The 22,883-nt window shown below is 42.6% G+C and carries 22 protein-coding genes; 9 read left to right on the top strand and 13 right to left on the bottom strand.

All coding sequences use genetic code 11. The features are described 5' to 3' along the window. Positions 1 to 100 precede the first annotated feature (100 nt). The 3 genes from purD to JUI58_RS05310 all read right to left on the bottom strand — a co-directional run bounded on the left by purD (position 101) and on the right by JUI58_RS05310 (position 2,644). Entirely contained in the window at positions 101 to 1,465 is a 1,365-nt protein-coding gene (gene purD / locus JUI58_RS05320; RefSeq protein ID WP_204102713.1) for a phosphoribosylamine--glycine ligase, read from the bottom strand. Between the two features lie 64 nt (positions 1,466 to 1,529). Next, positions 1,530 to 1,712: a hypothetical protein gene (locus tag JUI58_RS05315; protein WP_204102712.1), complete on the bottom strand. Its 183-nt coding sequence runs from the start codon at positions 1,710 to 1,712 to the stop codon at positions 1,530 to 1,532. A 26-nt stretch (positions 1,713 to 1,738) separates the two neighbouring features. Beyond that, positions 1,739 to 2,644, bottom strand: coding sequence for a cation transporter (locus JUI58_RS05310; protein WP_204102711.1), 906 nt, complete (start codon positions 2,642 to 2,644; stop codon positions 1,739 to 1,741). A 205-nt stretch (positions 2,645 to 2,849) separates the two neighbouring features. Between JUI58_RS05310 and JUI58_RS05305 the strand changes: the two genes are divergently transcribed. Then, positions 2,850 to 3,278: a XisH family protein gene (locus tag JUI58_RS05305; RefSeq protein ID WP_204102710.1), complete on the top strand. Its 429-nt coding sequence runs from the start codon at positions 2,850 to 2,852 to the stop codon at positions 3,276 to 3,278. Then, the gene (locus tag JUI58_RS05300) at positions 3,254 to 3,595 is read left to right on the top strand and encodes a XisI protein (protein ID WP_204102709.1); all 342 of its coding nucleotides are present in this window, start codon (positions 3,254 to 3,256) and stop codon (positions 3,593 to 3,595) included. Before JUI58_RS05305 ends, JUI58_RS05300 begins: the two co-directional genes overlap by 25 nt. Positions 3,596 to 3,654: 59 nt before the next feature. Here the strand turns inward: JUI58_RS05300 and JUI58_RS05295 are convergent, their stop codons facing one another. Beyond that, positions 3,655 to 4,215, bottom strand: a complete 561-nt coding sequence (locus JUI58_RS05295) for a Uma2 family endonuclease (RefSeq protein WP_204102708.1) — start codon at positions 4,213 to 4,215, stop codon at positions 3,655 to 3,657. Positions 4,216 to 4,264: 49 nt separating this feature from the next. On the opposite strand from JUI58_RS05295, the gene JUI58_RS05290 reads away from it, so the two are divergent. Beyond that, positions 4,265 to 5,080 carry a Cof-type HAD-IIB family hydrolase gene (locus JUI58_RS05290; RefSeq protein ID WP_204102707.1) on the top strand — a complete coding sequence of 272 codons (816 nt, stop codon included), beginning with the start codon at positions 4,265 to 4,267 and terminating at the stop codon, positions 5,078 to 5,080. A gap of 69 nt (positions 5,081 to 5,149) precedes the next feature. Here JUI58_RS05290 and JUI58_RS05285 read toward each other — a convergent pair whose 3' ends face one another. Both JUI58_RS05285 and JUI58_RS05280 read right to left on the bottom strand, forming a co-directional pair. Beyond that, on the bottom strand, positions 5,150 to 6,280 hold the full coding sequence (locus JUI58_RS05285; protein WP_204102706.1) for a tetratricopeptide repeat protein: 1,131 nt from the start codon (positions 6,278 to 6,280) through the stop codon (positions 5,150 to 5,152). 6 nt (positions 6,281 to 6,286) lie between these two features. Further along, positions 6,287 to 7,786, bottom strand: coding sequence for a serine hydrolase (locus JUI58_RS05280; protein ID WP_204102705.1), 1,500 nt, complete (start codon positions 7,784 to 7,786; stop codon positions 6,287 to 6,289). Between the two features lie 81 nt (positions 7,787 to 7,867). On the opposite strand from JUI58_RS05280, the gene JUI58_RS05275 reads away from it, so the two are divergent. After that, a complete protein-coding gene (locus JUI58_RS05275) occupies positions 7,868 to 8,500 on the top strand; it encodes a phosphoribosylanthranilate isomerase (RefSeq protein ID WP_204102704.1) in 633 nt (210 codons plus the stop codon). On the opposite strand, the gene folE is transcribed toward JUI58_RS05275, so the two are convergent. The 5 genes from folE to JUI58_RS05250 form a co-directional block, all read right to left on the bottom strand. Further along, positions 8,490 to 9,206 (bottom strand): GTP cyclohydrolase I FolE, encoded by a 717-nt coding sequence (folE, locus tag JUI58_RS05270; protein ID WP_204102703.1) that lies wholly within the window; start codon positions 9,204 to 9,206, stop codon positions 8,490 to 8,492. The two genes, JUI58_RS05275 and folE, sit on opposite strands and share 11 nt — an antisense overlap. A 58-nt stretch (positions 9,207 to 9,264) precedes the next feature. Further along, positions 9,265 to 9,993 carry an SDR family oxidoreductase gene (locus JUI58_RS05265; RefSeq protein WP_204102702.1) on the bottom strand — a complete coding sequence of 243 codons (729 nt, stop codon included), beginning with the start codon at positions 9,991 to 9,993 and terminating at the stop codon, positions 9,265 to 9,267. A 129-nt stretch (positions 9,994 to 10,122) separates the two neighbouring features. Continuing rightward, positions 10,123 to 11,106 (bottom strand): acetyl-CoA carboxylase carboxyl transferase subunit alpha, encoded by a 984-nt coding sequence (gene accA, locus JUI58_RS05260; RefSeq protein WP_204102701.1) that lies wholly within the window; start codon positions 11,104 to 11,106, stop codon positions 10,123 to 10,125. 58 nt (positions 11,107 to 11,164) lie between these two features. Next, positions 11,165 to 12,199, bottom strand: a complete 1,035-nt coding sequence (locus tag JUI58_RS05255) for a long-chain acyl-[acyl-carrier-protein] reductase (protein ID WP_204102700.1) — start codon at positions 12,197 to 12,199, stop codon at positions 11,165 to 11,167. A gap of 145 nt (positions 12,200 to 12,344) precedes the next feature. Continuing rightward, positions 12,345 to 13,055, bottom strand: a complete 711-nt coding sequence (locus JUI58_RS05250) for an aldehyde oxygenase (deformylating) (RefSeq protein WP_204102699.1) — start codon at positions 13,053 to 13,055, stop codon at positions 12,345 to 12,347. A 397-nt stretch (positions 13,056 to 13,452) separates the two neighbouring features. Between JUI58_RS05250 and JUI58_RS05245 the strand changes: the two genes are divergently transcribed. Together JUI58_RS05245 and JUI58_RS05240 are read left to right on the top strand one after the other, a co-directional pair. Further along, positions 13,453 to 13,767, top strand: a complete 315-nt coding sequence (locus tag JUI58_RS05245) for a DUF2499 domain-containing protein (RefSeq protein ID WP_204102698.1) — start codon at positions 13,453 to 13,455, stop codon at positions 13,765 to 13,767. A gap of 11 nt (positions 13,768 to 13,778) precedes the next feature. Beyond that, complete coding sequence (locus tag JUI58_RS05240; RefSeq protein WP_204102697.1) at positions 13,779 to 14,060, top strand: DUF3593 domain-containing protein; 282 nt, start codon at positions 13,779 to 13,781, stop codon at positions 14,058 to 14,060. A gap of 10 nt (positions 14,061 to 14,070) precedes the next feature. Here the strand turns inward: JUI58_RS05240 and JUI58_RS05235 are convergent, their stop codons facing one another. After that, on the bottom strand, positions 14,071 to 16,449 hold the full coding sequence (locus JUI58_RS05235) for an NACHT domain-containing protein (RefSeq protein ID WP_204102696.1): 2,379 nt from the start codon (positions 16,447 to 16,449) through the stop codon (positions 14,071 to 14,073). Positions 16,450 to 16,688: 239 nt separating this feature from the next. Between JUI58_RS05235 and glcD the strand changes: the two genes are divergently transcribed. Then, the gene (gene glcD / locus JUI58_RS05230; protein WP_204102695.1) at positions 16,689 to 18,170 is read left to right on the top strand and encodes a glycolate oxidase subunit GlcD; all 1,482 of its coding nucleotides are present in this window, start codon (positions 16,689 to 16,691) and stop codon (positions 18,168 to 18,170) included. 8 nt (positions 18,171 to 18,178) lie between these two features. On the opposite strand, the gene JUI58_RS05225 is transcribed toward glcD, so the two are convergent. Then, positions 18,179 to 19,255 (bottom strand): mechanosensitive ion channel family protein, encoded by a 1,077-nt coding sequence (locus JUI58_RS05225; protein WP_204102694.1) that lies wholly within the window; start codon positions 19,253 to 19,255, stop codon positions 18,179 to 18,181. 134 nt (positions 19,256 to 19,389) lie between these two features. Between JUI58_RS05225 and lepA the strand changes: the two genes are divergently transcribed. Then, positions 19,390 to 21,198 (top strand): translation elongation factor 4, encoded by a 1,809-nt coding sequence (lepA, locus tag JUI58_RS05220; protein ID WP_204102693.1) that lies wholly within the window; start codon positions 19,390 to 19,392, stop codon positions 21,196 to 21,198. 200 nt (positions 21,199 to 21,398) lie between these two features. Continuing rightward, positions 21,399 to 22,619 carry a geranylgeranyl reductase gene (gene chlP / locus JUI58_RS05215; protein WP_204102692.1) on the top strand — a complete coding sequence of 407 codons (1,221 nt, stop codon included), beginning with the start codon at positions 21,399 to 21,401 and terminating at the stop codon, positions 22,617 to 22,619. The last annotated feature ends 264 nt before the right edge of the window (positions 22,620 to 22,883 follow it).

Below are 22,883 nucleotides of genomic sequence, written 5' to 3'. Positions count from 1 at the left end.
TTGATAGTTGATAGTTGATAGTTGATAGTTGATAGTTTACAGTTTACACTTGCAGGCTTGGGAAGAGGAAAAAAATTTTCCTTCGACTGTTATTTTTTTGTTATTTTTCTGTCTTTTCTCCCCAAAGGTCTTCCTTTTCATCGTCGGTAGAAAAGGGCTTGCTGCTGGGAACAGAGGGAGTGTTAACTGGAGGGGAAGGGGTTTTGGGAAGGACGCGATGGCCAATATCCCGACGATAATACATTCCTTCAAATTCAATCCCCTCGATCGCCTGATAGGTTTTGGCGATCGCCTCGGCAAAAGTTTCTCCTAAAGCCGTAACGCCTAAAATCCGGCCACCATTGGTGACAACTCCATCGCCTTTCTTTTTCGTGCCAGCATGGAAAACAAGCGCCTCTAATTCTTCTGCCGCTTTAATGCCCGCGATCGCCTTTCCTTTTTGATAATCTTCAGGATATCCCTCTGCTGCGGCAACCACACAGACAGATTTCTCTGGTTTCCATTCCAAGGGGGGAAAATCTGCTAGTTTTTGTTGGGCGCAAGCGAGTAAGAGTTTATCGAGAGGAGTTGCCAACAAGGGCAAAATGGCTTGGGTTTCCGGGTCGCCGAAACGACAGTTAAACTCAAGCACTTTGGGTTCCCCCGTCGTTGAAATCATTAAACCCGCATACAAAACCCCGCGATAATCGATATCTTGCCGCTTTAGGGCGCTGATGATGGGGCGAAAAACCTCTTCCTCGATGCGTGCCATCAACTCGGGAGTTACAATGGGAGCCGGGGCATAAGCGCCCATACCTCCTGTATTTAAACCCGTATCCCCTTCCCCGATGCGCTTGTGGTCTTGGGCGGAGAGTAAAGTACGAAAGGTAATACCATCGGCGATCGCAAAAACGGAAACTTCTTCCCCACTCAAAAATTCTTCAATAACCAGCTTGCGAAATCCTTTATCCCAGAGGGTATCGACCGCCGTGCGGGCTTCTTGTAAGGTTTGAGCCACAATAACACCTTTACCTGATGCTAACCCATCCGCCTTCACCACGATGGGAGCGCCTTGTTTTTGCAGATAAGTTTTTGCCTTTTCAGCATCCGTAAAAGTTTCCCCTTTTGCCGTGGGAATGCCCGCATCTGTCATGAGTGTCTTTGCCCAAGACTTACTCGATTCAATTTGCGCCCCTGCTTTTGTGGGTCCGAAAACAGGAATATTCTGGGCGAGGAGATAATCCGTCAGACCTGTTGCCAAGGGCGCTTCGGGTCCGATAACCACGAGGGAAACGCCTTGTACCCCTGCAAAACGAGCAATTCCTTCAAAATCATCGATTCGCATCGGCATATTCTGGCATTTATCAAGAGATGCCGTGCCGCCATTACCTGGAATGCAGATAACACCATTAATTTTCGGAGACTCGGCGAGTTTCCATGCCAAAGCGTGTTCTCGACCGCCGTTACCAACTACCAAAACCTTCATTCCGGCTGCACTCCAAAACGTTAACTTTATGCTAGGAGGGACTATTATAAGCTATAAAGACGGGTCAATTTTGTTTTCTTAACTGTTTTGATTTTCCATTGCGTTGAGGCGATCGCGCAACTCCTGCAAAGCACGTTCGTTCAGCGCGTTCCCGTTCCTGTAAACGTTCTCTTTCCGACTCATCTGGACTTCGCAAATCCTCACCATTTTCAGGGTTGAAAATAGAATTCAAGACTTTCCGCACCATAAATGAGATATTTACGAGCGGGATCGCTATCGCAATATATCTGATCGCCCGGTTTCTGTATCGATATAAAAGGTGACTTGCAGAGAACCGTATCTCAACCGTAATGCTTCCTCTATTTTACGCGCGATGCCTGTGGTGGCTTTTTCATAACGTGGTTCTAAAATGAGGTGCATTTGAATATAAACAAATTGTCCTACAATTCCCCTCGTGCGAATTTTAGAACAATGAGAAACTCCTCGCACACTTTGAGCGATCGCGGCGATCGCTTCTGAAGCAATTGCATTTTGTTCCAGCATTAAGGGCAAATTCCACGCGATGGACTGCCAAAATTCATCTAAAACCAAAATATAAAGAATAATCGCTAAAACAAGGTCAATTAAAGGTTCTCCCCACCAAACTCCCCAGAGTCCAGCGAAGACTAATAAAGTTAAACCTGCTTCTTTAAATAACTGATTGGCATTAAAGGCAAGGATGGCGTGATCTAAACGCTTGGCTTGATATAAAGAAAAAGAGGCTATTCCTAAAATCGGCAAAGATACAAATCCAAGAAATTGTAGAATTGGAATTTTAACCTCTAAAGGAAAAGGCAAGATTTCTCGTTTTAAAGCGGCTTGAAATTGAGGAATTAATGTTTCAAAGAAAAAGAAAGAAGCGATCGCCAAACTTGCCACTAAAGCAAAGGTCAATACAACTTCTTTTTTGCCATGACCATAAATTTCTCGTCCATCTGGGCGATCGGAACCAATAACGGCTAAAAACCCCAAAAGGGCATTAAAACAAATAATCAGAGTATGTAAACATTGCACTAATAGTCCCAGCGATCGCGCTTCCCAACCTACGGAAACTTTAACCCAGAATACCAACCCCATTAACCAGAGGGTCGCTAATAACACCAAGCGACTAACAAAATAAGCATTTTTTTCTTCGTTCATCCCGTTCGCGATCGCCTTTAACTATCTTTAATTTACACCGATAATAAATTGTGAATCTTAGTAAAGAAGACTATAATTCTACCATCTTCTTTCATTTTTAAATTGGCACAATACCCTAGGATATTAATTTCCTCGGTTGCAAGTCAGATTTTTAGCTTTGAGAAGTGCGATAAAATGGAGACGTGAATAAGATAAGCACAAAATTATGCCAGCCAAAGACATCTACCACAATGCTGTCAAACAATCTCTAATTAAAGAAGGCTGGACAATATTTGCAGACCCCTATCGCATTTCTTACGAAGATGCAGATCTCTATGCCGATCTTGCTGCTTCCCGTCCTCTTGCGGCCGAACGTCAAGGGATTAAAATAATTGTAGAAATCAAGAGTTTTGTCGGACGATCGCCCTTATACGACTTTCATAATGCTCTCGGGCAATATATATTTTATCGCGATCTCTTGAGTGCTACAGCACCTAGCTTACAGCTTTACTTGGCAATCGATCGCACTTCCCACGAACGCATTTTTTTTCGTCCTTCTGTCCAACTTGCAATCGATCGCAATGCCGTCAAATTTTTCGTTATCAACTCTCAGCAGGAGGTAATTATCTTATGGAATCCAGAAATCAATATGTAGATATCCTAGAAGAAACGATCCGCGATTATCATGACTGGGCCGATCGCGCTGCTGATGATATGTTTGATAATTGTTTGATTTGCGATCGCGATCGCGGTTATTTTCTGTGGTTTCAGGTGGGTTGGAATGGCGATCGGCGCATTTCTCGCACGATGATTTTTGCCCGTCTCAAGAATGGTAAAATTTGGATTGAGGAAGATTGGACGACGGAAGGAATTGCGACGGATTTGCTGGTTGCTGGCGTTCCCAATAGTGATATCGTTCTCGCATTTCATCCCCCCTACAAGCGAGAGTTTACTGAATTTGCCACGGCTTGAATTTGAGAGAGAATTTTATTCATTTCAAAAAATCTAGCTAGACCGATCCTAGCAACAGATCAAGCACTTATTCCTGCACTTATAAACAAAGATCGCGCTGTTAAGGAAAATTCTGGGAATAATTCATCGGTAAGAATGCGATCGCCGCGATAGGTGACGGGTAAAGTATTAGGCGCAAAAACTGTAATACTTTGAGATTGAGGATCCACTACCCAAACCCGCAAAACTCCGGCTGCTAAATAATCTGTTGCTTTTTCTGCCATTCTCCCAAAACTTTGACCCGGTGAAATAATTTCGATCGCCAGATCCGGAGGGATCGGACAAGGTTCATCTCCCAAGACTTGGGGGAGGCGATCGCGATGGACAAAAAGTAAGTCTGGAATAGGTACCCAGTCCCGTCCCTGTCGCTGTAATGTAACCGACCACTCAATTCCTACTTCTCCCCGCGACTCTCCCCAGTTTTCTAAATAATGCAATAAGGCACGTTGCGTTTTAGAGTGAAAGCGTTGGGGTGGCATTTTAGGAATTACTTCTCCGTCAATTAGTTCGTAAGACTCGTGACTTTCTGAACTCGCGAGAAAGTCTTGAAGAGAAATTATTTTAGGAGAAATTTGCACCATCACTCAACCAACAAGCATTAACTTCAGTATAAACATTGGAAACTCAATTATGGGCATTCGTTTATTAGTCTTAGATGTTGATGGTACGATCGCGGGGACATCCAATCAAGTCTCCGAAGGGGTTAAAAAGGCGATCGCCGAAGTGCAAAAACAAGGCATTCAAGTGGCGATCGCGACGGGACGAATGTATCGATCAGCGTTACGCTTTCACCAGGCGATCGGCTCACAATTGCCTATTATTGCTTATAACGGGGCCTGGATTCAAAATCCTATAACCGGGGAAATTCTGCGTCATAGCCCCCTCTCTCTCCAATCTGCGAGGGAATTGTTAGATTATTACGAACAACCCCAATGGCGCGATCGCGTTGATATTCATTGTTATTGGGACGATTGCCTCTACGTGCGAGAATCTACCCAATATACTCGTGAATATATCGCTCGTTCGGGTATTGAGGCAAATATTACCCAAGACTTGCGAACTTTACTAATAAATCCTCCCACGAAAATTTTGGCTTTAAGTCCCGATGTGGATGCAATTCGAGAGATGATGGCGATACTTAAAGATCGTTATTCACCCTCAGAATTATATTTAACCAAATCTTCACCTTATTTTTTAGAAGCAACTCATCCTGGTGTGAATAAAGCAACTGCATTGCATTTTTTAACAACCGAAATTCTCGGTTATGCTGCTGAAAATGTGATGGCGATCGGCGATAATTATAACGATCTGGAAATGCTTGAATATGCTGGTTTGGGTATTGCTATGGGGGATGCACCACCTGATGTCCAAAAAGTAGCTAAATGGGTTGCTCCTTCTGTTGAGGAAGATGGTGTTGCAGAGGCGATCGCTAAATTTTTATTTTAGTAAATCTGTAGGATGGGCAGGGAGTTATTATCAATATTTTTCGAGTTATATTAGTATATCCTGACCATCCTACTGCGAATTTTCAATTGCTTGAATGTAAGCTAAACTCTGATGATAGCTAACTATATTTCCTTGAACAGAAAAAAGTTCGGCAGCTTTTTGTAAATCGGAAATTGCCTGTTCCTTTTCTTCCATGCGAGCGTAAACAACACCGCGATCGCGATATGCCTCTGCAATTTTTGCATCTAGCTTTAACGCTGTATTAAAATCCTCTAGTGCAGCGCTTAAATTCTCTTCTTCAAGGCGAATTTGTCCGCGATTATAATAAGCTAGAGCAAAATTGGCATCCAGTTCTAAAGCGTGATTAAAATCCATTAATGCAGTTTGCCAATCTTCCAACCTTATCAACGCTTCCCCTCGTTGATTATAGGCTTCAACAAAGCGAGAATTGTCCCGAATTGCCGCATCAAAATAAGCGATCGCACCGCGATAATCTTCTAAACCCATTTGTGCTAATCCAAGGGAATAATAAACTTGACTTTTGTTATTAGTCTGGGGTAAAATTTGATTAAAGTCAGAAACTGCGCCTAAAAAATCGCCCCGTTGCAGTTTTTCTCTGCCGCGATCGAACAATGCCGATAAACTTAATTGAGGGGTTTTTTCCAAGTCCCTAAGAATTTCCAAAGCCTGTTGATAAACATCATTATCTTTTTGTTGCTGAGATAATTCTGCACCACGTCTAAAATCGGCGATCGCCTCCTGAATGCGCCCAAATTGCCGATGCAAATAACCGCGATTAAAATAGGCAGTCGCTAAGTTTTCATCGAGTTCAATAGCGCGGTTATAATCATCGAGTGCCTCATCATATTGTCGGCTCCAAAATAACGCCGTCCCTCGATAGTTATAGGCTTGAGCATTATTCGGTTCAATGCGAATCACCTCGCTAAAATCGGCGATCGCCTTGGGATAATCTTCGACATGAATCCAAAGTAAACCGCGATGATGATAAGCCTCTGCATTATTGGGATCGGCAAGAATAGCACGATCTAAAGACTCCATTGTACTGGGATCGTAATGGGCAATTTCCCAAGAAGATACGGGCAAATTAGGTAAAGAAATTTGCGCTGTTGGTAGACTTTCCAAAAATGCGGGAGAACCAGATAATCCCGTAACTAATAGTGCAAGTATTGGTAATTTCATATTTAATTAACGATCTCTAAAACCTTCGCTATTTGCTGGACGTTTAAATGCAACAGACTCCCTCTCTTCTCTTGGCACAATTGTTGTATTGGGAGTGGGTGTCCTCTGATTAAAATACTGATATGCCTCCCTAGAGATTTGTTTAATTAACTCCTGAGCCTGGGGATCATCATATTCTCGTTTAACCATAACAACAGCAATATAACGCTTTCCTGTTGGCGTGTCAATTAAACCCGCATCAGCAATTAAAGAACCAATATTCCCTGTTTTATGAGCAATACTTGCCCCTGGTTCTAATCCTTGCGGTAATAACTGTCGATTTTCAACTTGCTTCATAATGTTGAGCAACCGATCGCGCGATCGTAATGATACTAACTTCCCTTGATTAACCATCACTAAAACATTGGCCAGATCGACAGGACTGGTTAAATTTGTGCCGCTAACATCTGGGAGAAGTTCACTCATGGTAGTGGAAGTTAAGCCCCATTCGCTAAAACGACGATTAAGGGCTTCAATACCCCCTAAACGTTTGATAATCATGTTAGTTGCCGTATTATCACTGACAACAATCATTTTTTCCACGGTTTCCTGCGCCGAAAACTTACTCCCCACCGGCTGGTATTGCATTCGCCCAGATTCTCCAACCCTTGACTCTTCATCCATAATTAATGTTTCGTTAAGGCGCACCTTTCGGGCATCAACCTCTTGAAAAAAAGCAATGAGAATAGGTGCTTTAATGGTACTCGCCGCAGAAAACTGTTTGCTTCCTTGCCAATTAACGTAGGCTTGGGTGTCCAAATCCAATAAAAACACTCCCAGATCGTAGCGGGGATTTTGCTGGGCGATGGCCTCAATTTTAGTTTTGAGAGGTAGAATTTCCTCCCCCAATGGTACGGACATAGCGGCGGCCAATGGAGCTAAAACTTTTTCTTCCTCGGAGGCAATTGATGCCTGTACCCGCTCAATTTGACGGTATGGGGCAATTGTAGCGATTAACGTTCCCGCGATCGCCCCTAACCCGATCCCCAAAATGGCAAAGCGGACTCCATATAACAAGAGTAAATAAGAAAAAGAAGGGGAAGACGCTGACGGCTTCGAGACAAGGGCAAGAGAGGAGGTATTGTTAACTCGAGCTTCCCAACGCTCCTGTGCCGATAAAGGCTCTCGTTGACGTGAAGATGACGTTCGCCCTAATGGTTGTCTTTTCCGTACCCCAGAATGATCGCCTTCTCGCGAAGAATTTGACCCAGTAGGTTGAAGGGGAGAAATATCGCGATCGCCAGTTATCTGAGGGCGAGTGCTTTTCAAACGAGAACGATTCGATCGCAAGGGACGCAACCGCTTGGGAAATTCAGGAAACTTACTTAACCCCGAGGAAGATGACGGCGGTAAAGCCCCTTCTCGGTTGTTTTGACTTTGAGTATTGTGTTTCCCTGAATTGAGGGGTGGCAAAGAACGATCTCGAGAGCGCTTTTTTTTTCTGCGAAATGAGTCGTCGGACGGCATTGATTCTTAATGAGCAATGATTAATTATTAAGTATTAATTATCAATTATCAATTATCAATTTGAGACAAACTCACGAAAAAATGCGAATCAAAATTTGTGGAATCACTGAAACAGAGCAGGGGTGCGCGATCGCGGCATTAGGAGCGACGGCACTGGGATTTATCTGCGTTGAAAAATCGCCCCGTTATATTCCACCCCCAAAAATTGCTGCTATTATCCGACAACTCCCCGAAAATATTGATAAAATCGGCGTTTTTGTTAATACCGACGTTGATGCGATCGCGGCGATCGCCAAGACTACAGGACTTACAGGAGTTCAACTCCACGGCGATGAGTCTCCAGCATTTTGCCTGCACCTGCGCCGACATCTTCCCAAGATAGAATTAATCAAAGCCTTGCGAATCAAAAATCCCACAGATCTCAACCAGACGAACAATTATTGCCAGGCGATCGACACTCTACTCTTGGATGCTTATCACCCCCATCAACGAGGAGGAACAGGAAAAACCCTCGATTGGCAGATATTACAAGACTTTCAGCCAGCAAGTCCCTGGTTCTTAGCTGGGGGACTCACTCCCGATAATATTCTTGCAGCCCTCAGCCAAATACATCCTCATGGTATTGACTTATCCAGTGGAGTAGAGCGATCGCCTGGCCATAAAGATTTAGCCAAAGTTGCCCAACTGTTGGCCAAGTTAAACCCTAAAAATTAGGTTGATGGCGAATCAAACTCAAGAATTCTTCGCGAGTTTTTTGCTCATCTTGAAAAACACCAATCATTGCACTTGTCACTGTCCAAGAGCCAGGTTTTTGCACGCCGCGCATGGACATACACATATGAGAGGCTTCCATAACCACTGCCACACCTTGAGGATCTAAAATTTCTTGGATCGCTTCAGCAATTTGACGAGTCAATCGTTCTTGAACTTGTAAGCGACGAGAATACATTTCCACAATGCGAGCCAATTTGCTCAGTCCAACCACTTTTTGATTGGGAATGTAAGCAACATGAGCGCGTCCCATAAAAGGTAACATATGATGTTCGCAGAGGCTAAAGAAATCAATATCTCGTACTAAGACCATCTCATTGTGTCCTTCGTCAAAAATGGCATCATTGACGAGCTTTTCTAAGGATTGGCTGTACCCTTGGGTGAGAAACTGCATTGCTTCTGCAACCCGTTTGGGCGTTTTTAGGAGTCCTTCCCGTTCGGGATCTTCTCCAACCCCTTCTAATATCTTTCGTACAGCATCCATCATCTCAATTTGAGCTTCTTCTGAGACAGGACGAATTTGAGCTTGCTGGCCATTATGGGTAATGCGATCAGGACGACTTAGAAGCTCTCGAGGAGCAGAAAGATTGTTAGCATTGGCAGCAATGGAATTGGAAGGGGTAGCCCCGTTAGAAGTAGTAATGGTCATAGTAAAATTATTGAAAAATCTGATTCTGATCAAAAATTAACGTTGAGATAAGAACTGTTTACAAAGTGCCACTATTGGACATTAAAGTTATCTCTTCGATAACCGCCCCATCGGGTAATAGAGCAGTGTGAAGAATAGATTGAGCGACAATTTCTGGGGTCAGCATTGCCGTGCGATCAAAGTTGACGCTAACCGTTTCAGTATCCCAAATAGGAGTGTTTACTGCACCTGGAGAACAGACAACGACGCGAATGCCATTAGCACGTTCTTCAGCAGCTAAGGTTTTCGAGAGGGCTATCAGTCCCGCTTTACTGACACTGTATGCACCCCAACCGGGGAAGGGAGTTTTCCCGGCGATCGAGGCAATGTTGATAATTGTGCCTTTGCCGCGATCGCGCATGGAGGGTAAAATTCCTAAAATGGATTGGAAAATACTCGTGAGATTGAGATCGAGAACCTGCTGCCAATCTGTTAGAGGGGTTTCACTTAATGTTCCCGTATAGCCCATGCCGGCATTATTAACTAGAATATCAATAGGAGCGAAATCGGCGGCGATCGCCTCCATTTCTGTTCTGACATTCTCAACTTTGGCCAAGTCTACAACATAGGCTTTAGCTTCAACTCCTAATGCTTGTGCTTCTTCAACAACAGCTTGAAGTTTCTCTCGGGAACGACTGACCAGAGCAACATCAATTCCGGCTCGGGCAAAAGCTAGTGCAGTCGCTTTTCCAATACCGCTACTCGCACCAGTGATCGCAGCACGATTTTTACTTGATTTGTAATTCATCAAACCTTCACAGTTAAGGCTCTAGAGAAATAGCAAGCTAGTTTCTCGAACCAAAAATATTGTAAACAAATGTTACTTTTCTTAGTATAGCAGTTTGAGATTAGTCCTGATTAATCAGGAATTGATTCCCTACTCCCCATTTCCCAAATCAAATTTGCCAATTTGCCGAAATTTTTGGTAGCGCAAATCTTTTCGCTGTTGAGGAGTGAGGGTCAATAGGGTTTCTAGATTCTGTTCTAGCGCTTCTTTGAGGATACCCGCAGCCCCAAGGGGATCGGCATGAGCGCCACTGGAGGGTTCGGGAAGAATAATATCCAGAATGCCCAAATCTTTTAAATCTCGGGCAGTTATTTTCAAGGCTGCTGCGGCTTGCGGGGCTTTTCCTGCGTCTTTCCAAAGAATAGCGGCACAGGCTTCAGGAGTGGCGACGGTATAAACAGCGTGTTCAAACATGAGGAGGCGATCGCCAACACCAATACCCAATGCACCCCCAGATCCCCCTTCACCAATGACAGTACAGAGAATGGGAACATCAAAACTAAACATTTCCCGGAGATTATAGGCGATCGCTTCTCCCTGTCCTAATTCCTCTGCTTCGACTCCTGCCCAAGCCCCAGGAGTATCAATAAAAGTTAAAATCGGCATTCGGAAGCGATTGGCGTGTTCCATCAAACGGATGGCTTTACGATAGCCTCCTGGGGAAGCCATGCCAAAATTGCGAGCGACATTATCTTTTGTATCTCGGCCTTTTTGGTGTCCCATCATCACTACGGGCATTCCCCCCAAGCGCCCTACACCGCCAACTAGGGCAGGATCGTCATAACCGCCGCGATCGCCGTGAAGTTCGAGCCAATCATCGCTAATGGCTTGAATATAGTCCAAAGTCGAGGGACGACGGGGATGGCGGGCGAGTTTGAGCCGTTGGGAAGGGCTAAGGGTACTAAAAATTTCTTCTCGTAATTGTTCTGCTTTGGCTTCCAAGTCGCGAATTTCTCGGGAAACATCAACATTATTTTCTTGAGCCAGTTCGCGAATTTGCTCAATCTTCGATTCCAACTCGTTCAGGGGTTTTTCAAAATCCAATAAAAATGGACGATTCTTTGTTGCTGGCATTAGCTCAGTTATTTAGTTATCGGCGATCGGTTAATGAGACATTAGCTATCAATATCAATCACCGATTTTCCATCGCTAACTGATAGGGTTTGAAGCCATGTTTTATAGAGACTGCACCAATTTTCTCCATTTTTTCAACGGTGATTTGATTGCGTCCCCAAGAGAAATTGGTGTGCCATTGCTCGAATTCCAAGAGCATTCCTTCAGCAAAACAGGCAAATAATTGGCGATCGGGAGAATCCATTTCCACGATTTCCATAATTTTCCAGTCAATATCGAGGGAATGTTCGACAATGCCGCCTTTGAGGATATGAACCCCAGGCTGTTGGATTTTTGTATCTAGATTTTTGGGATAGCCTCCATCAATCAACAAACAGGGATTCTTGAGAGGAATTTCACCAATATCTATGCCTCGAGGCATACTAGCAACCCAAACGACAATATCGGCGAGGGGTAATGCTTCTTCAAGACTGAGTATTTTTCCTCGTCCCAATTCATTGTGCAGGTTTTGCAAGCGTTCTTTGTTGCGAGCAATTAATAATAAATCCTGTACATCGGTCTTTCGATCGAGCCAGCGACAAACACCGCTACCAATGTCTCCTGTTGCACCACAAACGGCAACAGTTGCACTAGAGAGGTCAATGCCAACCGCTCGGGCAGCCGCTTCGACTTGCCGACAAATGATATAAGCTGTGTGGGTATTTCCAGTGGTGAAATGGGAAAAATCTAGTTCGACACCGCGCACTTGCTTATTATTTTTGAGATTGAAGTTCTCGAAAATAATAGAGGAAAATCCGCCGAGGGCTGTAATATCAATATTATTTTTTTGCGCGCAAGCCATAGCGTTGAGAATTTTCCGAATGGCAGTTTTGACTCGTTGTTGAGAGAGCATTTCCGGCAGGAAGCAGGATTCGACGTATTTTCCCTGAATCGTTTGTCCTGTTATGCTCTTGACAGTAATATCATCGACGATTTGCGGGGGGGCGGAACACCAAAAATCTAATCCTTGATTGCCATATTCGGGATAACCGAGTTTGTGGGCAACGGCTTGAGCGTGTTCTAGGCTAGTAAGATGACCGATAAGACCAAACATTGATTGCTCGCTATGAAACCTCGTATCGGGCGTTAATCTAAAGTTAAAAAAAAGTAAAGACTTTCTAAGATGGTAGCAAAATTTGGTCGTAAAATAGGGGCGATCGCATCGGATTGCCCCTATTTATGGTTTCTCAAGAGTTTGATTAAGCAGCACTCAAGCCATAAGCAGACATTTTCATGAGTTCGCGGGGGGAGAAACCAATATTGGCTAGAGCCTCACCGTAACTCATCATGAAGTCTTCGATCAGTTCTTCTTTTTCCATACCGAGGACTAGAGCATCATCGGTCACTTGGTTGAGCATTTTCCAAACGAGGGGTAGGTTTTGCTTGTTGGCTTCCTCGAGTTCAGCTTTGGCTTCTTCAAAATGGGCTTGCAGCCATTTTTCCCCGAAATTGAGGTGTGTGTATTCGTCTTGGACAACTTTTTCCGTAATTTTTTTGGCGAATTCGTCAGCGACGGGGATATATTTATGGTAGGCGGCGATCGCGAAGGCCTCGATAATCAAAGATTGAATCAGGAAGCAGGTGACGAGTTTTCCTTGGGCATAGGCGTTTTGGAAATTACCGTGGAGTTGAGAAAAATACTCTCTAGCAAAGTCCATATCCGGAGTAACTTTCAGGTTGTTGCCGCAAGCGGTGAACCCTTTTTCATGGCGTTTCTCCATTTTGGCGAGTTTGATTAACTCATCTTTATAGTCGGGTAACAGTTCGCCCATGGAGAGATAATTGCCGTGGGCTTCTCGCTCCCCTTCAATCACAATGGCATTGATGCGGCTATATGCGTCTTTGTAAGTTTCGCTTTCGTAAGTTTCGCTTGTAGAATCAAATGTCGGACGAACTGCAAGTTCCTGCATTGGTAACGGATCTCCTATTTTTTTCTAAAATTCACCCGATCCTAACGTTGTTGTTGGGGGCGGGGTGTATGTCTCGAGAGACATTTTTTCTGCGCTAGGGACGTAAAATCGAGAAGACTGTTACTCAAATTTTCTTCATCCCTATCTATATTTTGCTACTCTCGCTGTTACACCTGAAAGGTTAACGGGAGATTCTCGGCTCATTGGGTTTGTCCCAATCCTATCACAGAACTTGTTCTGTCACGATTCCTCTTCTCTTCAGTCAATTCGACTTCTTGCGAGGGCTTTTCATTCCTCTTCAGTATTTGGTTTGTTATTCTCAACAATAAAAAAGACTCTTAGCCTGTATGATAAATAAGAAGAATCAGAAAATTATCGAGAAAGAATTAAAGATTCTATGCACTCTCTTTCTATCCCAACGTGGATTGTTCATATTTCCAGCGTGATTGAATGGATCGTCGCGATTTGGTTGATTTGGCGCTATGGCGAAATTAAAGGCGATCGCGCTTGGAAATGGTTCGCTTTAGCAATGTTACCTGCATTTGTGAGCGCAATGTGTGCTTGTACGTGGCATTTTTTCGAGAACATTAAATCACTAGAGTGGTTGGTGACGCTGCAAGCTGCAACAACAGTTTTGGGGAATAGTACCCTTTGTTTGGCTGCATGGGGATTATGGCGATCGTCTCATTCGGAAAAATTAGAAGAAAATTAGATTAGAAAAAGATGTTCTCTAAAGATACATTATTTGCACTTTCTCTCTTTCCTTATTTGGGATTCTTGTGGTTTTTAACGCGATCGCAAAAAGCGCCTCGATTAGCATTGATTGGTTTTTATGTCTTATTAGTCTTTGTCTTTGTCACAATTCCAGCCGGAATTTATGCCAAAATTGCTTACAATCTTCCTTTAGCTGATATAGACTGGCTGCATGGTAGTGCAGAATTATTTTTAACCTTTTCTAATATTTTAGTGGTTCTCGGATTTCGTCAAGCCTTGAAAAATGAATAATTATCAATTATTAATTACCTAATCCTCTTTTATCAATTTCGGCGATCGGTAAGAGAATTGTTTCTTCGATTTCTTGGATTGCTGCATCGGTAATCTTAGGGTTTCTATACATACAATCAACCAGTAATTTAACTGAATTATAATATTGTTTGAGGATGGTTTTTTGTGCTGAGTCAAATTGCCAATCATAACCAATATTACGATGTTCGATGATCGCTAGTCGTAAATTTCTCGTCCAAATCTCGCCATTTTCCTGCCACCATTCTTGATAGTGAATGCGATCGCGATCGATGTCAGGAAGCTGGTCACGATATCGTTCTAAGGCATTTTTAAGATCGCCACTAATTTCTATATTACGATCTTCTGTAAAAGTTAAAAATAAATCAAGATCGTGAGCATAAGTGACCAACAAAGAATCTAGAATTAAATCAATAATAAAATCTGGTGCTAACTCATTAATTGTTTGATGATTAAAAGCATAATCTAAATCTCGATCCAAATTACAAGCTAGAGAACGATCATGAATAGATGCTTTTAACCCACGATTTACGGCATGGGAAAAATCAAGAGGATGAGATAATTTTGCATCAAACATGGGGTTAATGGCTTGGGAAAAGTAAAAAGCACGGACTGCGGAAACTTTGTAGGGTGTTTGGACAAAAATAGACTTTTGATGCACCCAGGAAAGAAAAATTTGCAATTTCTTGTCTTCGGCAATAATACTATCAATTCTCTGTTTAATTTGTAAGAGAAAATCATCAACATATTCCATCGTTCCCACTGCGAGAATAAAGAGATCACTCCAAATTAAGCGATCGAAACGATCTAATTCTTTTCTCAAATTATCGGGTTCAAAATTTTTGAGTAGAAATCTTCCAATGAGATATTCCTGAAGACTGAGATAAGAAAAAGCATAATATTTTTGTGTTCTCTCAATAATAATATGATTATACTTTTCTAGAGAAGTCAAAATTTCTCGACTTTCTTTAAGTAAGTTTTCTCTCTCTTGTTTTTTATTTTCAGAAAGGGGATTGAAAAAGTAATGAGCAATGTAAACAGAAATGCGATCGCGCTCAAAAAATAACTCTTTTTTGGTAAATGTCAATACACTCAGATAATACAATAAATCCAACTTTTGTTCGAGTCCAAGTTCTTGCTGAATTGAAGTTAATTCATCTTTTTCTTCAATATCTTTTATTTGAAAAATCAATCTTAATCCTTGTTCATATAAGTTAAAAAGTCTTGACGGCAATTTTTGATCTTCATAAAAAATCACACAAATTAAATTTAGCCAAACGGGATACATGGAAAACCTGAGAATTTTCTCATTTTCCGGTACTTCTAAATCTAACAAGAATTGGTGAACTAGCTTTTTTCCTTGAGAATGAGATTTCGCGAGGGATTGAAAGCAAATTTTTGCAGATTTTTTAATTTGCTCTTGATTAAGTTCAGCAATTTCTACATAAGTAAATGTAGGAAAAGTATAATCTGTAATTTGCGTTCGGCAGGCAATGATAAAACGATTTTTATAATAGCGCTGAGTAAATGCCCGCAATTGATACTGTAAATCGCGTCTTTCTTGATAAACGACTTCATCTATGCCATCAAATATAATAAAAAATTGTCCATAATTGAGTAATTGTTCTGTTTGCTGGCGATCTTCAATCCCTAAAATATTGTGAATATACTCAGTAATTCCTTTTTTCAAATCTGGCAATTTATGCAACTCTAAAAAAATAGGAATATAATTCTTTTGAAAGTTTCCTCGACAACAAGCAACGATCAGAGATTGCAAAAAAACGGTTTTCCCCACTCCAGAATTACCGAGAATGACAAGTTTTGCATAATCCGTAACTGCTTTTATGCCGGTCATTTTTTCCATGCGATAGCCCAAGCCAAATCTTTCAAAATCTTGAGAGCGATCGCAAATTTTGAGGAAAGTTGGTAAATTTAGATACACATCGCGAGGAATTTTATCAACTAAATAAACATCAAATTCAAAACTTTCGCTAGGAACCCATTGACCCACAACCAATTGAACTTTGCAATAGGCCTCGATCATTTTTTCGGATGCTCTTTTTCTTGCCAAAGACGAGATCGCGCCAAGACTAGGTTCGATCGCTTCTTCGGGAGGAGAATCCAGTTCAAAATCCCCAGAAATTGGCGATACTTCGGCAATTTCTTGCCAATTTAACCCTAAAATAGTACAAATTTGTTCAAAATCTTCGCGTTCGAGAGGCTGACCTTGAAGAAAACTGTGAATACTAGCGAGGGAAACTTGCAACCCATGAGAATCAAGAATTTTGCCGGCTTCAGCCAACCAAGCTGATTTAGCCCTCTCAATACCTTCCTTCGCCACTTTCAGCAATTGCTGTGCACCTTCTGCCATATTCACGTTTTGAAGTCAATCTAGGTCGGGCTAGATCGGAAATTTTTCACTTTCGCTGCCAATAAATTGTACAACTTTCCCTCGGGAGAGGATCTGCGGTGTGAGAGGGGAAGCGAGACAAGAAAAGGCAACAGAGTTCGATGTCCTCATCTAGAGAAATCCCTAAAAACTCCCTATTTTTTTCACCCTATCCTTTTTTTTGCCACAATGGAAGAATAGTTTTGAGTGACCGATGACCGATGATTGTAAAAAATAGTCCCCCCGAAACGAAAAATCAATGGCGATCGATTGTGCGAGAATTTGAGCAAGTGCTAGGGAAAGGCTGTGTTGTGCGTCGCAAGGAAGAACTCTTAACTTATGAATGCGATGGTTTAGCAGCCTATCGTCAACGGCCTGCCCTCGTGGTGCTTCCTCGGACGACAGAAGAGGTCGCAGAGGCGGTGAAACTGTGCGATCGCTACAATCTACCTTGGGTGGCTCGAGGCTCGGGGACGGGGCTATCAGGGGGGGCATTACCCATCGAAAATGGGGTGGTCATTGTCACGGCAAAAATGAAACGCATTCTCGAAATTGATTGGGAAAATCGCAGCGCGATCGTACAGCCAGGAGTGATTAATAATTGGGTGACGCAAGCGGTAAGCGGTGCAGGATTTTACTACGCCCCAGATCCCTCCAGTCAAATTATCTGTTCCATTGGGGGCAATGTGGCGGAAAATTCGGGGGGCGTACACTGTCTTAAATATGGTGTGACAACCAATCATATTTTAGGTTTAAAAATTGTTACCGCTAATGGTTCTATTGTTGATGTTGGCGGGCAAGTTCCAGAAATGCCTGGATATGACTTAACGGGGGTTTTTGTCGGATCGGAAGGAACGTTAGGAATTGCGACGGAAATCACCTTAAAAATATTGAAAACTCCCGAATCAATTTGTGTTCTTCTTGCGGATTTTGCCACCATTGAAGCGGCGGGAACTGCGGTGACAGATATTATCGGTGCGGGGATTATTCCTGCGGGAATGGAAATGATGGATAATCTCAGTATTAATGCAGTTGAGGATGTAGTAGCGACTAATTGTTATCCTCGAGATGCGGGGGCAATTTTATTGGTTGAATTGGATGGTTTAGAAGTTGAAGTACAGGGAAATATTCAGCGCGTTGCCAAACTTTGTACTCAGAATGGGGCGCGGGAAATTACCACCGCTACTGATGCCGAAACTCGTCTTAAATTATGGAAAGGAAGAAAAGCTGCTTTTGCGGCGGCGGGTAAAATGAGTCCTAATTATTTCGTACAAGATGGGGTGATTCCTCGTACGAAATTGGCTGCGGTTTTGCGGGAAATTGAGGCATTAAGCGAGCGATCGGGCTATCAAATTGCTAATGTTTTTCATGCGGGAGATGGTAATTTACATCCTTTAATTCTTTACAATGGTAGCGAACTGGGTGCATTTGCAGCAGTCGAAAAAGTTGGGGAAGAAATCCTCAGATTGTGTGTGGAAGCGGGGGGAAGTTTATCAGGAGAACACGGAATTGGGGCGGATAAAAACTGTTATATGCCCCAAATGTTTAATGAAATAGATATAGAATCAATGCAGTATGTTAGAGAAGCCTTTAACCCTAAAGGATTGGCTAATCCGGGAAAGTTATTTCCTACCCCCCGCGCTTGTGGAGAAAGAGCTAATATTCAACAGGTTGCGCCTATCAAAGGAGCAGAATTATTTTGAATTATCCTTTAATCTTTTATTAAGGTTTTCCCTTGTTCCGGCGATTGTAGATATGTAACATGAGTTGGGTAGGCAAATTCAATGCCTCTCTCGGCAAAGGCTTGAAATAAGACTAAATTAATATTTTGCTGTATATCCATATACACAGTGTAGTCGTTGTTGTTGACAAAGTAGACGATTTCATAGTTCAAACTAAAGTCGCCATAGTCTGAAAAATGCACGCGATCGAATGTTGCTTCTGGAATAGAAGTTATAATTTTTTTGATAATTTCAGGAATTGCTTTTAATTCTTCTGGACTTGTTTGATAAACAACGCCAATCTTAAAAGCAATTCGTCTTTTTTCCATGCGCTTAAAATTACGGAGTCGAGATGCTGTTAGATCGGCATTAGAAATAATTAATTCTTCTCCCGTTAAACTGGTAAGTCGAGTTGTTTTAATCCCAATATGTTCTACTGTTCCCATATAGTCACCAAGCACAATAAAATCACCCAACTCAAAGGGACGATCTAATAAAATTGAAAAATAGCTAAACAAATCTTGTAGTAATCCTTGGGAAGCAAGGGCGATCGCAACTCCACCAATTCCCAAACTGGCGACGAGGGCAGAAATATCAAAGCCCAAATTATCCAGTAAAAAGATAAACCCAATTGCCCATAAAATAATACGGATTGCGGGCATAATTGCCCGAAAACTTTGCATTAAATTAGGATTATCTTGACGAACTAAATAGAGTCGCAATAGATATTCAGAAGTATTGGAAAGTAACTGAATGACAAAAATAGTGGCAACAATCGTTAAAATAGCATCAAAAGTTCTTTCCAGAATGGGATGTAAATTCAGTTTGTCGATCGCCAGATAAACCGTTCCCAGATAGAGAACAGGAATTAAGGCTTTCTCGGAAATGTGGATTAATTTATCGTCAAGAGTTGTGGTAGTTCGCTTTGCCCACCGCTTTAGAGATTGAATGAAAAAAGCCCGGACTATATTAATAGTTATCAAGCCAATGATAATAATAGCACAGGCAATGATATAATCAAGAACTTGGTTGTTAAGAAATTCGCGATCGAGAATTTCAACGAACATTAATTTCCTCCTTTAATCGAGCAACAGATAATAGTTTTTGCAGCAAAGTGGAGATTCTGGTTTCCTTTTCCTGCCAAAAGTGCAAGACAATATTACAATAGATTAAGAAATATTGAGGCCAACCCGTACACGCCATGACCGACGTTTCCACCTCCCGCATTCGCAACTTCTGCATTATTGCCCATATCGACCACGGGAAGTCAACCCTTGCCGATCGCCTCTTGCAGGTAACGGGGACGGTACAGCAGCGCCAAATGAAAGAGCAGTTCCTCGATAGTATGGATTTAGAGCGAGAAAGAGGCATTACCATCAAGCTACAAGCCGCACGGATGAACTACAAAGCCGAAGATGGGGAAGAGTATGTTCTCAATCTTATCGATACGCCAGGTCATGTAGACTTTTCCTATGAGGTATCGCGATCGCTGATTGCCTGTGAAGGAGCTTTATTAGTCGTAGATGCGTCCCAAGGGGTAGAAGCACAAACTCTAGCCAATGTTTATTTAGCATTAGAAAACGATCTGGAAATTATTCCCGTTTTAAACAAGATAGACTTACCAGGAGCCGAACCTGAGAAAGTTATTGCCGAAGTTGAAGAAATTATCGGTCTTGATTGTAGCGGGGCGATCTTAGCCTCTGCAAAAGAAGGCATCGGTATTGATGAAATTTTAGAATCTATTGTGCATTTAGTGCCGCCGCCACGAGATACCATTGAAGAACCGTTACGCGCCCTTATTTTTGACAGTTATTACGATCCTTATCGAGGTGTTATTATTTATTTTCGAGTCATGGATGGGAAAGTCAAAAAAGGCGATCGCATTCGTTTGATGGTTTCGGAAAAGGAATATGAAATCGACGAACTTGGCATTCTTTCTCCTGGTCAAATCCCAGTAGATGAACTACACGCGGGGGAAGTGGGTTATATTGCGGCTGCAATTAAAGCCGTTGCTGACGCTCGGGTAGGCGATACAATTACCTTAGCCAGCGATCGCGCCGAAGAACCTTTACCAGGATATGCAGAAGCAAAACCAATGGTTTTTTGCGGCCTATTTCCCATAGATTCCGCACAATATGAAGAGTTGCGAGATGCCTTGCAAAAACTGCAACTCAGTGATGCTGCTTTGCAATACGAACCGGAAACTTCTAGCGCAATGGGATTTGGTTTTCGCTGCGGTTTCTTGGGATTACTACACATGGAAATCGTCCAAGAACGATTAGAAAGAGAATACAATTTAGATTTGATTACCACGGCTCCTTCGGTAGTTTATCGCGTCACGACAAACTCGGGAGAAAGCTACGAAATCGATAATCCCAGCCAATTAGTTTCCCCCGACAAACGAGAAAAGCTCGAGGAACCTTACATTCATTTAGAAATTATTACCCCTGAAGAATATGTCGGCACATTAATGGATTTGTGCCAAACCAGTCGGGGCATTTTTAAAGATATGCGCTACTTTGCCAGTAAGCGCACGACGTTAATTTATGATATGCCCTTAGCAGAAGTCGTGACAGATTTTTTCGATCGCATGAAATCTCGCTCTCGGGGTTATGCCAGTATGGAATATCATCTCACAGGTTATCGGGAGAATAAGTTGGTGCGATTGGATATTCTGGTCAATGGCGATCCAGTAGATTCTTTAGCCACTATCGTACACAAGGATAAGGCTTATCCTATGGGACGCGCCCTGACAGAAAAGTTAAAAGAACTCATTCCTCGCCATCAATTTAAGATTCCCTTACAAGCGGCGATCGGTTCAAAGGTTATTGCAAGCGAACAAATTCCGGCTTTACGAAAAGATGTTTTGGCGAAGTGTTACGGGGGGGATATTTCGCGGAAGAAAAAACTTTTACAGAAGCAAGCTAAAGGAAAAAAACGCATGAAGTCTATCGGGACTGTAGATGTGCCTCAAGAGGCATTTATGGCAGTTTTGAAACTTCAGCAGTAATAAAACTTGACATTGGCATTGGCTCAAACTACTTATGAAGTTGACAAATTCCTATTTTTGTTAGTTCTGGCGGAAAATATTGCAAAATATTACAGAGTCTGTTAAGGTCTGTTGCAAATTTCCGGAAACTTTCTGCAAGTAACCACTCTCTTTATACGTCCGTGCTACCATGCAAACCTGTAAAGCACAGGAGAAAAGTCGTGGGACTAAGAGTTGCAGTAGTAGGAGCAGGACCTGCCGGATCGTCGGCAGCCGAGACTTTAGCTAAAGCTGGAATAGAAACCTATTTATTCGAGCGTAAATTGGACAATGCGAAACCCTGTGGAGGAGCGATCCCTTTATGTATGGTGGAAGAATTCGCTCTACCTCCGGAGATCATAGACCGTCGGGTGAGAAAAATGAAAATGATCTCACCCTCCAATGTTGAGGTAGATATCAATATTGAGCGAGAAGATGAATATATAGGAATGTGTCGTCGGGAAGTCCTCGACGGCTTTTTAAGAGATCGCGCCGCCGAATTAGGTGCAAATTTAATCAATGGAACAGTATGTAAGCTAGATATCCCCTCGAGCGATCGCGAAGCCTATACCCTGCATTATGCCGATCATTCTGATGGCAGTGCAAGCGGGGTTATGAAAACCCTCAAAGTCGATGTTGTCATTGGTGCAGACGGAGCAAATTCCCGGATTGCCAAAGCAATAGACGCAGGAGATTATAACTACGCGATCGCCTTCCAAGAGCGCATCCGTCTTCCTGAAGGACAAATGAGCTACTACGAAGACTTGGCAGAAATGTACGTGGGAGATGACGTATCCCCCGACTTTTACGCTTGGGTTTTCCCCAAATACGACCACGTAGCCGTCGGAACGGGAACAATGAAAATCAACAAAGCCAAAATCAAGGATTTACAAAAAGGAATTCGCACCCGAGCGGCACGAAAATTGCAAGGGGGGCAAATTATTAAAGTAGAAGCGCATCCCATCCCCGAGCATCCAAGACCTCGACGAGTCGTGGGTCGAGTCGCTCTCGTCGGGGACGCAGCCGGAACAGTAACCAAATCATCCGGAGAAGGAATCTACTTTGCGGCCAAGTCAGCAAGGATGTGTGCTGAAACCATAATAGAAACAAGCAACAACGGTCAGCAGATTCCCAGTGAAAGCGATCTCAAACAATACCTGAAACAGTGGGATAAAAAATATGGCATGACCTATTTAGTCTTAGACCTGCTGCAACGCGTATTCTACCGAACCGATGCAACCCGAGAAGCATTTGTCGAAATGTGTGCGGATCGAGACGTACAGCGCCTAACCTTCGATAGCTATCTATATAAGACAGTAGTGCCAGCCAATCCCCTTATCCAAATGAAAATCACAGCTAAAACTCTAGGAAGTATGTTGCGAGGAAATGCTCTAGCTCCCTAGGGTAAAACCAGAACATAGAAACTAGAAAAGCAAAAACAGGAAAATTCCAAAAAGAATTTCCTGTTTTTTTAAAACCCGAAAGAGTTGATATGAGAGGGATGCAGGAAAAAAGATAAGTAGAGAGGAAAATATTTTCGCAAAAAGGGTTGACAGGTAGAGAAAAAGTAGCTACCTTAGTAAATGCGCGGTTGAGAGAGCAACCGGAAACGGGGTTCTCAAAAACAGCGCGCCGAACCAAGAAAAAAGAATAAGTTTGAAAGTATA

Origin of the sequence: Spirulina sp. CCY15215 (assembly GCF_016888125.1) — a bacterium.
GTDB lineage: Bacteria > Cyanobacteriota > Cyanobacteriia > Cyanobacteriales > Spirulinaceae > CCY15215.
Note: the sequence above shows the minus strand (reverse complement) of the source record. Positions and strands in the feature narration are given on the sequence as shown.

Bases quoted from the DNA above. Each gene is read 5' to 3' on its own strand.
- purD (WP_204102713.1), bottom strand. From the start codon at position 1,465: ATGAAGGTTTTGGTAGTTGGTAACGGCGGTCGAGAACACGCTTTGGCA.
- JUI58_RS05315 (WP_204102712.1), bottom strand. From the start codon at position 1,712: ATGGTGCGGAAAGTCTTGAATTCTATTTTCAACCCTGAAAATGGTGAG.
- JUI58_RS05310 (WP_204102711.1), bottom strand. From the start codon at position 2,644: ATGAACGAAGAAAAAAATGCTTATTTTGTTAGTCGCTTGGTGTTATTA.
- JUI58_RS05305 (WP_204102710.1), top strand. From the start codon at position 2,850: ATGCCAGCCAAAGACATCTACCACAATGCTGTCAAACAATCTCTAATT.
- JUI58_RS05300 (WP_204102709.1), top strand. From the start codon at position 3,254: ATGGAATCCAGAAATCAATATGTAGATATCCTAGAAGAAACGATCCGC.
- JUI58_RS05295 (WP_204102708.1), bottom strand. From the start codon at position 4,215: ATGGTGCAAATTTCTCCTAAAATAATTTCTCTTCAAGACTTTCTCGCG.
- JUI58_RS05290 (WP_204102707.1), top strand. From the start codon at position 4,265: ATGGGCATTCGTTTATTAGTCTTAGATGTTGATGGTACGATCGCGGGG.
- JUI58_RS05285 (WP_204102706.1), bottom strand. From the start codon at position 6,280: ATGAAATTACCAATACTTGCACTATTAGTTACGGGATTATCTGGTTCT.
- JUI58_RS05280 (WP_204102705.1), bottom strand. From the start codon at position 7,786: ATGCCGTCCGACGACTCATTTCGCAGAAAAAAAAAGCGCTCTCGAGAT.
- JUI58_RS05275 (WP_204102704.1), top strand. From the start codon at position 7,868: ATGCGAATCAAAATTTGTGGAATCACTGAAACAGAGCAGGGGTGCGCG.
- folE (WP_204102703.1), bottom strand. From the start codon at position 9,206: ATGACCATTACTACTTCTAACGGGGCTACCCCTTCCAATTCCATTGCT.
- JUI58_RS05265 (WP_204102702.1), bottom strand. From the start codon at position 9,993: ATGAATTACAAATCAAGTAAAAATCGTGCTGCGATCACTGGTGCGAGT.
- accA (WP_204102701.1), bottom strand. From the start codon at position 11,106: ATGCCAGCAACAAAGAATCGTCCATTTTTATTGGATTTTGAAAAACCC.
- JUI58_RS05255 (WP_204102700.1), bottom strand. From the start codon at position 12,199: ATGTTTGGTCTTATCGGTCATCTTACTAGCCTAGAACACGCTCAAGCC.
- JUI58_RS05250 (WP_204102699.1), bottom strand. From the start codon at position 13,055: ATGCAGGAACTTGCAGTTCGTCCGACATTTGATTCTACAAGCGAAACT.
- JUI58_RS05245 (WP_204102698.1), top strand. From the start codon at position 13,453: ATGCACTCTCTTTCTATCCCAACGTGGATTGTTCATATTTCCAGCGTG.
- JUI58_RS05240 (WP_204102697.1), top strand. From the start codon at position 13,779: ATGTTCTCTAAAGATACATTATTTGCACTTTCTCTCTTTCCTTATTTG.
- JUI58_RS05235 (WP_204102696.1), bottom strand. From the start codon at position 16,449: ATGGCAGAAGGTGCACAGCAATTGCTGAAAGTGGCGAAGGAAGGTATT.
- glcD (WP_204102695.1), top strand. From the start codon at position 16,689: ATGATTGTAAAAAATAGTCCCCCCGAAACGAAAAATCAATGGCGATCG.
- JUI58_RS05225 (WP_204102694.1), bottom strand. From the start codon at position 19,255: ATGTTCGTTGAAATTCTCGATCGCGAATTTCTTAACAACCAAGTTCTT.
- lepA (WP_204102693.1), top strand. From the start codon at position 19,390: ATGACCGACGTTTCCACCTCCCGCATTCGCAACTTCTGCATTATTGCC.